Origin of the sequence: Pseudonocardia sp. D17, assembly GCF_036984265.1 — a bacterium.
Classification (GTDB): Bacteria; Actinomycetota; Actinomycetes; order Mycobacteriales; family Pseudonocardiaceae; genus Pseudonocardia; species Pseudonocardia benzenivorans.
On sequence record NZ_BPRG01000049.1, the window covers coordinates 1 to 12,389 of the forward strand.

Below are 12,389 nucleotides of genomic sequence, written 5' to 3' on the forward strand. Positions count from 1 at the left end.
TGATGTTTCGGCGCGACCTGACACAGGTTCGGTCGAACATGTGCGCTTTCCCGAAGGGCAGGTTGCTGGTGACCATGACCGAGCCGGTCTCGTAGCGGGAGGCGATGAGCTGGAAGAACAGGTTCGCCGCGTCCTGATCGAAGGGGATGTAGCCAACCTCGTCGATGATGATCAGCCGGTAGCGGCGGATCTTCTTCAGCTCGGCTTCGAGCTGCCCGCTCTGGTGCGCGGCGGACAGTCGGGTGATCCAGTTGCTGGCGGTGTCGAACAGCACCGAGTAGCCGGCCTGGGCGGTTTTGACCCCGAGCCCGATCGCGAGGTGGGTCTTCCCGATTCCGGGTGGGCCGAGCAGGATCACGTTCTCGGCCTTCGCGACGAACGTGCCGGTGGCCAAGTGCGCCAACACGTCTCGGCGCAGCGAGGGCAGGTGGTCGAGGTTGAAGTCCTCGAGGGTTTTGACTCGGGGGAAGTGCGCGGTGCGGATGCGCATGGTGTTGCCTGCGGCTTCCCGGTCGGCGACCTGGCGGGCCAGCAGCGCGGCGAGGTACTCCTCGTGCGACCAGTTGCTGTCGCGCGCTTGGTCGGCGAGCTGGTCCCAGCAGGCCGCGATCGTGGGGACCTTGAGCACCCGGGTCAGGTAGGCCAGCTGCGCGGGTAGCCCGTCCGAGCTGGTCGCCTTCGTCGGTGCTGATGTGGCCGATCCGCTCGGGGATCTGCTGGCGCTCATGACGGGATGTCCTCCGGGGTGGGGTCGAAGTCGACACCGAACAAGGCGTCGTAGTCGGGCAGAGCGCGCAGGACGACGGTGTGTCCGTCGGCGTGCGCACAGATCTGGCGGTCGATGCTTCGCTGGTGGGCCCGGCGGCGTTCGTGGAAGTCATGGCGCAGCGTTTTGGCTGTGGCGGCGTGGGCGCGGTCGGTGATCACGCCCTGTTTGGCCCACGAGCGCTGATGACAGGCGATGACCTGCCCGTCGCAGAGCACGGTGATCTCGGTCAAGGACGCGGTGACGTCGATGTAGCGGCCGATGAAGCGCGGGTCGACGGAGTAGTCACAGGTGTCGACGCGGACGTAGTAGCCCCGGCCCAGCCGCACCCGAGTGCAGAGCCCGATCGGCGGGTCCACCGGTGGCAGCGGGAGCATCGCTGCGTAGTCGACGTCGAACAGGTCCACTGGGCGAGCCCGGACCGACCGCACCCGACGCGTGTTCGCCCTACGGGTCAGCCAGTCGGCGAGCTGGGTGTTGAAGTCTGCGGGGCTGTTGAAACAGCGCCCGGGCAGGAACGAGGTCTCCAGGTAGCCGTTGCCGCGCTCGACGAGCCCCTTGAACTCCGGGTCGTGGCGCGGCGCGAGACGGATGCGGGTGGCGAGGGTGCCGGCGAACGCCGCCGCGGGGGCGGTCACCCGCCCGGTGCCGCCGATCCCGGCCTCGCGGTCCCAGACCAGCATCTTCGTCACTCGCCCGACCTGGGCGATCAGCTGCCACATCCCCGACAGCAGGTCCCCGGTCTGGCGCGAAGGCAGCATCACTCCCGACAAGAACCGGGAGTAGCCCTGGGCCATCACCAGCACCGGCAGTTGGCGGGCCTGCCCCGCCCCGACCGGGATCACCGTGTCGGGAAACCACAAGTCGCACTGGGTGATCTCGCCCGGCTCGTAAGTCGTGCGGTCCGCCGGGTCGACCCCGACGTACTCGGGCCGGATCTCGCGGAGCCGGTCTTTGAGAATGGTCAGCGAGTGCGACCAGCCGATCCGCTCGGCGATCACCGTGGCCGGCATCCGCGGGTACTCCGCCAGCAACGCCCGCACCCGCGGCTCCACCGCGTCCACCAGCGACCCCCGCGGCGGACGCTGGTACTTCGGCGGCCGGTCTGAGCTCAACGCCGAGCGCACCGTGTTCCGCGAGATCTGCAGCCGCCGCGCGATCTCACTGATCGACAAGCCCTCCGCGCGATGCAACCGGCGGATCTCCGCCCAGTCCTCCACCTTGATCACCCTCCTCACGATCTCGGAGGGTGGTCACTTTTCAGCCGTCGACACCTGCGCAGTCTTCACCCGTCGTCGACAGGGCGCAACGAGGGGGGCGATGCTGTCGTTCTGGGTCTTCTGCTGATCTCACACTGTCCGTGGCCTGGGCGCTGCTTTTCTGAGCGGCGTCTGGCTAGAACGCGACCGACGCCAAGGGAGGGGCTCATCCCCGACGCCGCGGGCCGACTCCGCGGCCTGGCAGGATCTACGGCGACGAGTGCCAATGGCGGTTTCCAACCGGCGGCCGGTGGGGAGGCGCGGTTGAGCCTGGGCTCTTACGCCCTGCACGCCGCTCAAGTAACCGAGCTGAAGGTGTGCCCGCCGTCGCGAGATTCGTATATGCCGCCCGCGGTTGCCGCGAGCACCCGGCCAGTGGTGAGGCCGGTGACGGCCTGCGGTCGCCCGCCCGGGACTGTTCCGAGTTGCTGCCAGGTCGCCCCGCGGTCGGTGCTGACGTGCAGCGCGCCCTCGAGGCCGAGCCCATAGATTGTCCCGCCGGGCGCCCAAGACAGGAAGGCCAGCTGCGGCCCGGCGGGCGCGGTGAACGTCCGTCCGCCGTCCGCGCTGGCGGCGACCCCGCCGCGCACGGTAGCCAGGACCCTGGCGGGATCCGCCGGGTCGACAGCTATGTCCAGGGCGGGCAGGGCGGCGCGGTCCTGCCAGCTGCTGCCGCCGTCGGTGCTGACACGCAGCACCTGGCGCCCAGCGTCGAGCCCGTAGACGGTGCCGGCGCTGATCTCGAGGGCATGGAAGTCAACCTCACCGGCCAGGCTCAGCGTGGTCCAGGTGGCGCCGGCGTCGGTGCTACGGACCAGCCCGAGTGGGTTGGCGACCTGCTCGTCGGAGCCAGAGTGGCCGCTGGACAGGAACGTGCCGGGCCCGGCGACGGTGAACCCCATCAGGTCTCGCTTGGTGGTGCCGGACGGCTCCAGGCGACCGTTGACGTCGGCGCGAAACAGCCCGTCGTGGGTGGCCACGTAGATCCTGTCGTCGGCTGGGTCTACGCCCAGCCCGTGCACATGCCCGAACACCGGCGCCGCGGCTGCGGGCATCTCGCCTGTCGGCGCGGAGGCGGCGGGCGCCCCGGTTGGCCCGCCACACCCCGCGGCCAGCACGCCGACGGCCGCGACCCAGAGGACCCCGATCCGCCGGCCGCGGAGATTCCGAGGCGAGCGCTGGTTCGACCGGGCAGTCACGGCGGCGATGCTACGTCCGATCTGCGGAGCACCCGACGGGGTTGGCAGGTCGCGAACGGAACTTGTGAGCGTAGCCACTGTCTCTGCACGCAGGCAGAAACCAACGGAGGCGGGCGGGTGAGGCGCTTGCCGGAGCGGTCGGAACAGTGCGCGGGTTCGTCCGGGCTGGATGACGTCGCCGTGGGGTGCTGGTGTTCCCTGTGTGAGGGCGTCGTGCGGGGCCGTCATGGGACGAGGCACCAAGCCTGCGACAGAGGAGACGAGACAGGGGGCACGCGGCGGCCGTGACGCTCGTCGGCGCGGGCCAGGCAGATGTGCTGTCGCACGCAGTTCCTCGTCTCGTCGAGTGCCGGGTGTGCTCGGATTGCGAACGCTCGCGTCACGAGGAACCGAGGTAACGCTGGACGGTCGTCCGGATCTGGTCCGCGTCGTGAAAGACCGCCAACGGCTCGACGCGATCAAGCGATCCGTCGGCCCGCAGGACGAAGCTGACAGGTATGGCTGACGGCACCCGCAAGGCGCTCCAAAGCAGGTTGTTCTGGTCAACGACAGAGGGGTAGCTCGCGCCGAGCTCGGCCAGCAACCTCAGCGCGGCGGCCGGCTCGTCCTTGACATTGATCCCGATCACCGGCACCGACCCGGGCTGTCTCGAGTACGCCTGCAACACCGGGATCTCTTCCCGGCACGGGCGACACCACGAGGCCCAGACGTTGAGCAATGCCGGGCGCCCCTGGAGGGCAGCGCCGAGATCGGTCGTCCCGGGTCTGCCGAGGCACGGGACCGCGAGGCCCGCGAGCGGCCCCGCCGATCTGCGCGCGTCAACTGGCTTGGGGCAGTCCTCGAGCCGGGCAGCGGCTCGCGGGCCGACCAATTGTTCATCCGCCAGCATCTCTGCGGTTGCGTCACCAAAATCGGAACCGTCCGACGGGTAGACATCGCCGGGCGATACCTGGACTTGCGACGGCGCGGACTGGGGGGCGTGAGGTTCTGCCGGCCACAAGGCGGCGATGCCGACCGCTGCGAGGGCGATGACCACGGCGGTCCACCAGGCCTCGCGGCTGATCAGCCCCCGGGCTCGCGTCGGCGGGCCTGTGCTGTTGCGTTCCACCTTCGATCCGCTCCGTCGTCGGAAGCTACGGAGTCGGATAGTAGGCCGAACGACCGAGAAGCCCGCTCTTGGGAGGCCGGACTTGGCCCCGGCCGGGATCGACGTGGTGCGACCTGTCGCGGCGGCTTCGGCCCGGACCGCACGGGTCGACCACTCAGCAACGTTGCACTTGTACCCCTATGGGTACAGGTTCGTGCTCGGGCATAGTTGTCGCCGCTCATGAGGGGAGGCCATGGAACTCACCGGCCGAGGCCTCGTGACGGCCGCCTTCGGCCCCCGCATGATCATCGGCACGTTCGCCGACGAGGGGTGCACGTCATACTGCCCGGCCCGGAGTCGTTCTCGACGACACCGATTGTTCGAAGCTGGGGCAGGAGCCCGGTCGCGAAATGCGCAAGTACGGCCAAGCAGGTGGGTCCGGTTTGACCTCAGCGAGCATCCGAGCCGCTGCCGGATGACTGGGATCGGGTGCGTCGAGTTCGGGCGAGCTGTAGAGCGGGTGCGATCAAGATCAGCACGCCGGCAAGGGCGATCATGGGAGTGTCGCCGACGTTGGCGTAGATCGTCTGACCGTTCCGCAGTGACACCACCTCTCGGAGGAGAGCTGGCTCGCCGAGCTCGCTCCTAACCCGGACCTTACCGTCGAGGTCGACGACTGCTGAGTAGCCGGTGGGCGCAGCCTGTATTACAGCGCGACCGAACTCGATCGCACGAAGCCGGGCTGCGGCTAGTTCGATGGCCGGCACGTCGGCGCTGACGTAGGAGGCGGCGTTGGTAGGGACCAGCACTACCTGTCCGCCTGCCGAGACGCCTTCTCGCACTCGGTCGGCGAAGAGGACCTCGTAGGAGATGGCGACCGCGAGCGGGGTGGGTAGTGAGTCGAGGCGAGCGAGACCCGATCCGGGTATCGCGTCCCGGGGCACAAGTCGAGTCAGGTCGGTGAGCTTGGCGAGGACGCCGCGGGCGGGGATGTACTCGCCGAAGGGCACCCGGTGTTCCTTCTCGTATCGTCCGCTGATGGTGCCCGTCGGATCCCACAAGACCGCTGCGTTCCGGAATCCGTCGCCGTATCGCTCGACCACGCCAACGACGACCGACGTCGAGAGTCGACGGGCCAGCTCGGCCAGGCGCAGGTCCTCGGCCGTGCCGGCGATCGGACCGTCGACCGTGATCACGTTCTCCGGCAGGAGCACAAGATCCGGGGAGCCATCGATGCCTTCCGCCGCCTCGAACTGGCGGTCGGTCGTGTCGTCCGGGTTCGTGAAGATCGCCCGCAGCCCTCGTGGCCCTCCGCCTTGCACGGCTACGATCTCGGCTGTCCCGGCCTCCTCTGTCCGGGCCGCCGTGGCGGAGCCCAGCACGCGGCGAATGCTGCGACGATCGCGACTGCGGCGACGACGCCGCGGGCCTGGGCACGTCGGATGGACCAGACCGCGACCAGTGCCACCCCCCGCGGCGGCGGCGACTGCAGTGACGAGCAGCGAGCCTCCGAACGCCGCGACCGGGGCGAAAGGGCCATCGGGTTGGCTCAGTGAGAGCGACGATAGTGGAAATCCTCCGAATGGGAACCGTGCTTGGACGGCTTCGACAGCCACAAGGGCGAAAGGGGTCGTCCACCAGCCGCCCGCCCAACGTCCGTTCTCGGCGGCGGGCACGACAGCCGCGGCCGCAGCCAGCATCCCTGATTGAAGCAGTGCCACCGCGCCGTAGCCGATCGTCGTGAAGTCGATCAGCCACGACAGCGTGCTCGCATAGAACGTCACGCCGGTGAGCGCGCCCAGCGCCAGGCGGGCACGGAAGCCTCGGTGCCGAATGGCTGCGGTCAGCGCCGCAGCGCCGAGAGGCAACATCGGCCACCATCCACGCGGCGGAGCGCCAACGGCCCATATGCCTCCGGCAGCCACCGCCAGCACAGCGCCGCCGACATGCGATGCTGCCCATCGCCGGACCCATCGCCGGCTGGGACTCAGGTCGGGCCTGGCAATGCTCGGAGCTGGGCGCCCGAGCCATGCAATCAGCCGTGAATACCCTCGATAGATCCTCCGTTGTCCGGCATTGCATGTCGGCAGTCGGAAGCGCGAATTTGCTGCCGGTAACCGCCCCGGGGGATCGACGGCCCGCCGCTCGGCGTCGTTCACCTGCGAGCTCGGCCGTCGTCGCGATATCTGCCGGGGTGGCGAGTGACGTCGCGCTTGCTCAAGCAGGCCGGTGCACCCGCCCGGGCGGTCCGGCAGAGTTGATGAGCTGCTGTGTGCTCGGTGACGCTGTTCGGCACGGAGTGGACGCGGGTCGGGGACGCATGCTTGCCGGTGCATCGCCGGCGGCGGCTGAACCTGCTCACCGGATTGCGCCGCCGCTGAGAATGCCAGCCAGTATGGCGCCGAGCACAATAATGATGGAGACGATGAGGACGATGTGACGGCCGTGTGTCGTGTGGCGGGGGAGATCGCGCAGCGGAAAGAGCAGTTGCCGACCGGCGACGTAGGCCGCCAACGCGGCGACGAAGACGGCTCCGCCGGTTGCGCGGTCCGTGACGACGAGGACAACCGAGGCGGTCGCGCCGAGCAGCAGGGCCATCGCCGACTCGTAGAGCTGCGTCGGGAGCCGTAGGCGGCCGAGCTTCCGATCGGAGGACCAACGCCCCCACCGCGAGGCGGTAGGACGGCCGGCGCAGCACCCACCGAAGAAACAACCTAGCCGTCCGATGGCCATGCCGAGGAGCAGGCCGGGCGCCGTCGCGTCGAGCAGCGATCCGATCGGGAGCTTGAGCAGCAACGCTCCGCCGAGCAGCACAGCGACGGCCACCAGGACGAATCCCTGGATGCACATTCCGCTGGACATGTTCATCCAACCGCGCCTCCTGACGGGATGTTCGATCATGTAGTAGACGCGTGCACCAAGCACCCCGAGCAGGCAGGCGATGAGCGAGAGCGCGAGCACGGGCAACGCCGGAAGCCCCATGCGGCCTACGAAAAGGCTCTGTAAAGCGAGGGCGGCTCCGGCGCCGGTCGTGACCAGGCCGGGCCATGCGCCTAGTCGCACACCCGGTGCTCGGACTTTGATCAGAGGAGCGAACCCGGTGTGCCCGGTCGTGGTGGCGGCGACCGGCAAAAACTCGGCAGGCGGGTCGTCTGTGCCGGCGCGCTCCTGCGGCCGTGCAGTGACCTCCCACGTTCCTGCTGGAATGTTCTCGATCCGTGTGGACAGCGAGACCCGTCCGCTGCTCGGCAGCACATCAGTGACCGTTTCGATGACCTCGAATGTGTCGACCGCGCCAGGTTCGTGTTGTGTCACTTTCCTCCGCCCTGTGAAGGCCACCGTGAGCGGGTACGGGGTGGCGGTGCTGGAGTCAGCGGCGGTGAAGGTGTAGGTGACGCCCAACGCCTGAGGCTCGACGGTGTCGAGTGCTGAGCACGTCACCTGGGTGGTCGAGAGTGAGGCGGCTGTCAAGGTGGCCCCGTCGCGGCGGCGCGCCGGCGTCGTCGGTCGGGTTCCGAGCTCGGTTGAACCGGGCGAGCGTGGCGGCGGCGCCGGCTGGCGGGTGCGGCCATGTAGTGGGAGCGGTGCGGATCTAGCCGGCGCCTCACGTCGGTCGAGCTCAGCTTGGGGTTCATCCGGTGATGCCCCGCGGTGCGGGCTTGCGTCCCGCTGTTGTGGAGGTTGCGGGCTCTTGCGGGCTCGGCTGCGGGCATTTCGCGGGTCTTGGTGTGTCTTGCGTCGTGCGGCTCGTTGAGCTCGTCGGCGCTCCTCGCGGTTCATCGGCGACTCCTGAATGCGATCGGTTCCTGTGGCGTCGCCCCCGGGACGACGTCGAGGGCCGGGGGTCCTACCTGGTAGCTCGTTACCGCCGGTCGTCGGCTCGGAACTCCTGGGGGAAGGTCGTGGCAATTGGTGACGTGGTCGTCCGACACCACCTGCTTGCCCGGGGCGCGTTCGGCACGACGTCAGAGGGGGAGGGTGTAGCCGGCGATCGGGCTGCGGAGCCAAGCGATGAACGCACCCCATGCCCCGGTGACCAGCAACGTGCCAAGGACGAGGAGCATGACACCCCCGCTGAGCTGTAGGGCGCGGATGTGTCGGCGCAACCACCCCGCCGTCCGAACCGCCCACCCGGTCCCGAGGGCGATGAGGACGAACGGGACGCCGAGTCCGGCGCAGTAGGCGAGTACCAGCAGCAATCCGCGCACGGTTGAGGGCCCGACCTCGGTGCCCGCAGCGAGGGCGACCACGCCGGTCAGGGTCGGACCCAGACAAGGCGTCCAGCCCAGGCCGTACACGGCACCGAGAACCGGCGCGCCAGCCCATCCGCTGCGCGGCAGGCGGTGGATGCGCAGGTCACGTTGGAGAACGGGTATCCAACCGAGGAACACGAGACCCATGGAGATCGTCAGCACACCGCCGACACGCTGCAGCAGGAGCTCGTTGGTGATCAGCCAATCCGACAGGCCGAGAACGAGGAGCGCGCCGCTGGTGAAGACGACGGTGAACCCGGCGACGAACAGCGCGGCCGCACCGGCAAGACGCCACCGCTGAGGGGGCCGCAGGTCAGTCGTTGTCTCAGGGCCTATGGCGTCGCCTCGCAGGGGGGTCCCGGGGCCGGCGGTGACGGAACGGGGTCGGTCTGGGGCCGATGCGCTGGTGCCTGCCAGTCCCGCAAGGTAGCCGATATAGCCGGGCACCAGGGGCAGGCAGCAGGGAGAGGCGAAGGAGATTACGCCGGCCGCGAGCGCCAGCCCGACCGCGACGAGCAGCGGTCCCGAGATGGCCAGCTGGGTTAGCTCGGTCATGTTCCTGTCCGCCCTTGCTGCGCGGTTGCGGCATCCTCAGCGGCCATGCGGGGCTCGGCGGCCACTCGTTGGACGACTGGTAGGAGTTCGCCGACGCGTAAGGCCGTCAGGAAGACCGCTGCTACGCGGTGGTCACGGTCGAGCACGATCGTCGAGGGCACCGTGTTGCGGGGGAATCCGTTGAGAGCGACCAGAGAGCGCCCGGGATTGTCGTACAACGACGGGTAGGTGACGCCTCGGTCGACAACGAAGTCTCGTGCTGCCTGTCGATCGTCGCGTACATCGATGCCCAGCAGGGTGACCCCCGACGGCTGCATCTGCTCATGGATCAGCTGGAGTCCGGGCATCTCTTCCCTGCAGGGGCCGCACCAAGAGCCCCATACGTTCAGCACGACGACCTGGCCGGAGAATTGGGACAGACTCACCGTCTGACCGGGATCAGTCAGGCTTTCGCCCGACATTTCTCTGACGTACCCGCGATCGCTGGGCGGGTCGTAGAGGATGCGTGTCTGACCGCCGGGCGCGGTGAAGGAGAACTCCTTGACCGTGGTGGGGGCTGAGCCGCTGGGCTTGGCGAAAGAGCAGGCTGTGAGTGACAGGCTGGCTGCCACCAGGATGGCCACGATTCGGCGGGCGTGGCTCCGGCCGCGCACTGTGCTTGCTCTGCGGGACGCGGGGGTCGGTAGCCCCGGGCTGGTGGTGCGCATTACCCCGGATGCGCGCACGCGCCTCTGGAGCGGCCCGGACACCGCGTCGAAGAGCAGCCGGCGATGCCTCGTGGCGGGGGCGACGGAGTCGATCATCGGATTTCCACGGGCGTGCCCCACGGATTGATCTCGAGTGGAAGGTCGAGATTGAGGTTGCCCTCGTGGAGCAGCTCGTGGAGTGCGTCGACCCGGCCCACCGATCCCGCCCAGACTTCGCGGGTGTCCGGGTTGCTCGGCTGCTCGAGCGTGGCTCGCCGGGCGCTAAAGAACGCCTCGAGCCAGATCGTCTCCCCGGCGGCGTCTGCTGGCTCTCCGCCTGCTTCCCGCGTCGCTCGATCAGCGACGGCGGCGAGGCTGTCGGGACCCTCGTCGACGCCGTGCTGGATGGCGGTGTCGTAGAGCACAAGGCGCGCGAGGCTGCTGGTCAAACCCAGTTGTCGGGCGAGGTCGACCGCCGGGCGATAGTACGTCTCGTCGACGACAGCGTCCTGCGCGGCACGAAACTGTGGATCAGCCGAGGCCTGAGCCCAAGCCTGCGGCATTCCCTCCAGCCCGACATGGCTGTCGGATCCCTCAGCGGCCAACCGGGTCAGGCCGGGCAGGAAGGAGGCCAGCGGATTGGCAGGCGAGGCCTCGGTGTAGCGGCGCACTACCTCGGCCATGTCGCCGCATGCCGAGCAGAACCCGGCACGGCCGGCCGTATAGCCGCGCCCGTCCTGCAGATCTTCGATGTACCCGTACTGGATGTCGGTAACGTCGTTCTCGAACACACTGATGATCTGGTCGGCGGTTCGCCGCTCGGCTGCGGGAGCGGGCAGCGTCGACTGGACCGCGTCCGGTGGCAGAGCGCTGCCCGCGGAGGACAGGACGACGATGCCGACGACAGCAGCACCAGCCAGCAACAGCGCTGCTGCCCCTGCGATGATCACGGTGGCGCCTCGGGAGCAGCGACCTGGCGATCGAGGCCCTGCCGGAGCGCTCCTGTTCGATGGAGCGGTTGGCTTCGCCCGTGTTCGCACACCTGCCGCGGTCGGCTGTCCGCGTTCGCTTCTGGACATCCTGGAGCTCCTGTGTGTTCGGTGGAAGCGACAACGAAAGCCAGCAGGGGTCGGGCCAACTGATCGCGCGGAGCCCGACAAGCGGGCAGGAACATCGAGAGGGCGAGTCGTCGCTGCGGCACAGCGTTTTGCACGCCTTGTTCCGCGCGAAGAGCGCCGGCGCAGCGCCGTTTCCCCCTGCGCGTTGAACCGTGCGGTGGCCGCGCCAACCCCCGCGCGACCACCTGAGCTACCTGCGGCCGAGTCTGGTCGAGGAAGGCCCTGCGTTCCGGCGGGGAGTCGTCTCGTCGACATGCAGCGCCGCCAGCGCCGCTCGGGGCTCGGCGGTCGAAACGCTGGTCAAGCCCTGGACCAAGCCCGCCCTGCACTCGTCCCACCGATGTCGGGACGGTAAGCCACCCCAAAGCGGCGTGCACTCCCTCTGCACGGTTGATCGTCCCCGAAGCAGCCCGCCCCCCGGCATCACCACAAGGCTGACCCTGACCACCGTCGGCGACCATCATGAGGACGTCCGCGACATCCGAGTCCCACCGCGCGAACACACCCGAGGTGGCCCCAGGTCTCGAAAGGCCTCCAGGCAACACCGCTTCGAGCTGCCTCTTCAGCGAGCGCTTCCAGCCGAGAGGTCGTCGCCCAGGCACCCGGGGCCTGTGTGGTGAGGGTGCGCGACCAGTCACCCCGTCACGTTCGCGGTAACCCTTCGTTACAACCGGTGCATCCGATCGCGCCTCATCGACGGGAGACCGGAAATGATCGACAAGCGTCACCAAGCGAGCCTCGGGCCGAGGTGCCGGCCATTCACGCGCCGTTGGGTAGCGGCGCTCGCAGGCCTGGCCGTCGCGACCGTGGCGCCGTGGATCGCCGCGGGCGTCGCCACCGCCGACGTCCCGGCCCGGCCACTCCCGTACACGCCCCCGCCGGGCGCCGTCGGGCAGGATCTCGTCCCCGGCACTCCCTGCTCTACCGAGGCCCGTGCCTGCGTGGACCTTGCCTCCCACAACGCGTGGTTGATCCGCGACGGGAAGCTGACTCGCGGCCCGGTTCGTTTCGTCGACGGCGACTCCACCGACCCGACGCCCCGGGGGACCTTCAAGGTCGAGTGGAAGGCGCGGGACTACACCAGTCGCGAATACAACACCCCGATGCCCTATTCGGTCTTCTTCGCTCCAGGGGGGATCGCCTTCCATCAGGGAGGGCAGACCACGCCCTCGGCAGGCTGTGTCAAGCTGAACCCGCGCGATGCCGAGGCCTTCTTCGACGATCTTCAGGTCGGCGACGAGGTCCAGGTCAAGTAGAACCATCCCCAGCCTCCTCTCCCCGACAGGATCGATCGCATCCAGCTCTACTATCTAGGTACGTAGATAGTAGAGCCAGCCCACCCGACCGAACACAGGGGAGGAGGCCTCAGCTCCGCTGCCTCCTGATGCATGGGTCACCGGGGTGTCAACGGCCAGTTCGTGGTCCCCGCTGGTGGCCAGGTGAAAGTCCCCGGTCCGGGGTCGTTC

10 protein-coding genes are annotated in these 12,389 nt (G+C 68.8%); 1 reads left to right on the forward strand and 9 read right to left on the reverse strand.

The genetic code is table 11. The annotated features are described in order from the left end of the window. The 9 genes from istB to PSD17_RS10095 all read right to left on the reverse strand — a co-directional run. Positions 1-628, reverse strand: a 628-nt coding sequence (gene istB / locus PSD17_RS10055; protein WP_339122466.1) for an IS21-like element helper ATPase IstB, incomplete at its 3' end; no start/stop codon positions are given. Positions 629-723: 95 nt separating this feature from the next. After that, the gene (gene istA / locus PSD17_RS10060) at positions 724-1,995 is read right to left on the reverse strand and encodes an IS21 family transposase (RefSeq protein WP_339122475.1); all 1,272 of its coding nucleotides are present in this window, start codon (positions 1,993-1,995) and stop codon (positions 724-726) included. 326 nt (positions 1,996-2,321) lie between these two features. Next, the gene (locus tag PSD17_RS10065) at positions 2,322-3,224 is read right to left on the reverse strand and encodes a F510_1955 family glycosylhydrolase (protein WP_339122467.1); all 903 of its coding nucleotides are present in this window, start codon (positions 3,222-3,224) and stop codon (positions 2,322-2,324) included. Positions 3,225-3,603: 379 nt separating this feature from the next. After that, positions 3,604-4,332, reverse strand: a complete 729-nt coding sequence (locus PSD17_RS10070; protein WP_339122468.1) for a TlpA family protein disulfide reductase — start codon at positions 4,330-4,332, stop codon at positions 3,604-3,606. Positions 4,333-4,760: 428 nt separating this feature from the next. Continuing rightward, the gene (gene lnt, locus PSD17_RS10075; protein WP_339122469.1) at positions 4,761-6,647 is read right to left on the reverse strand and encodes an apolipoprotein N-acyltransferase; all 1,887 of its coding nucleotides are present in this window, start codon (positions 6,645-6,647) and stop codon (positions 4,761-4,763) included. A 22-nt stretch (positions 6,648-6,669) separates the two neighbouring features. Then, the gene (locus tag PSD17_RS10080; RefSeq protein ID WP_339122470.1) at positions 6,670-7,713 is read right to left on the reverse strand and encodes a prolipoprotein diacylglyceryl transferase family protein; all 1,044 of its coding nucleotides are present in this window, start codon (positions 7,711-7,713) and stop codon (positions 6,670-6,672) included. A 563-nt stretch (positions 7,714-8,276) separates the two neighbouring features. After that, on the reverse strand, positions 8,277-9,119 hold the full coding sequence (locus PSD17_RS10085) for a cytochrome c biogenesis CcdA family protein (protein ID WP_339122471.1): 843 nt from the start codon (positions 9,117-9,119) through the stop codon (positions 8,277-8,279). Further along, positions 9,116-9,742, reverse strand: a complete 627-nt coding sequence (locus PSD17_RS10090; protein ID WP_339122472.1) for a TlpA family protein disulfide reductase — start codon at positions 9,740-9,742, stop codon at positions 9,116-9,118. Before PSD17_RS10090 ends, PSD17_RS10085 begins: the two co-directional genes overlap by 4 nt. Before the next feature lie 176 nt (positions 9,743-9,918). Then, the gene (locus PSD17_RS10095) at positions 9,919-10,755 is read right to left on the reverse strand and encodes a chitosanase (RefSeq protein WP_339122473.1); all 837 of its coding nucleotides are present in this window, start codon (positions 10,753-10,755) and stop codon (positions 9,919-9,921) included. An 878-nt stretch (positions 10,756-11,633) separates the two neighbouring features. Here PSD17_RS10095 and PSD17_RS10100 point away from each other — a divergent pair. Next, on the forward strand, positions 11,634-12,179 hold the full coding sequence (locus PSD17_RS10100; RefSeq protein WP_339122474.1) for a L,D-transpeptidase: 546 nt from the start codon (positions 11,634-11,636) through the stop codon (positions 12,177-12,179). Positions 12,180-12,389 lie beyond the last annotated feature (210 nt).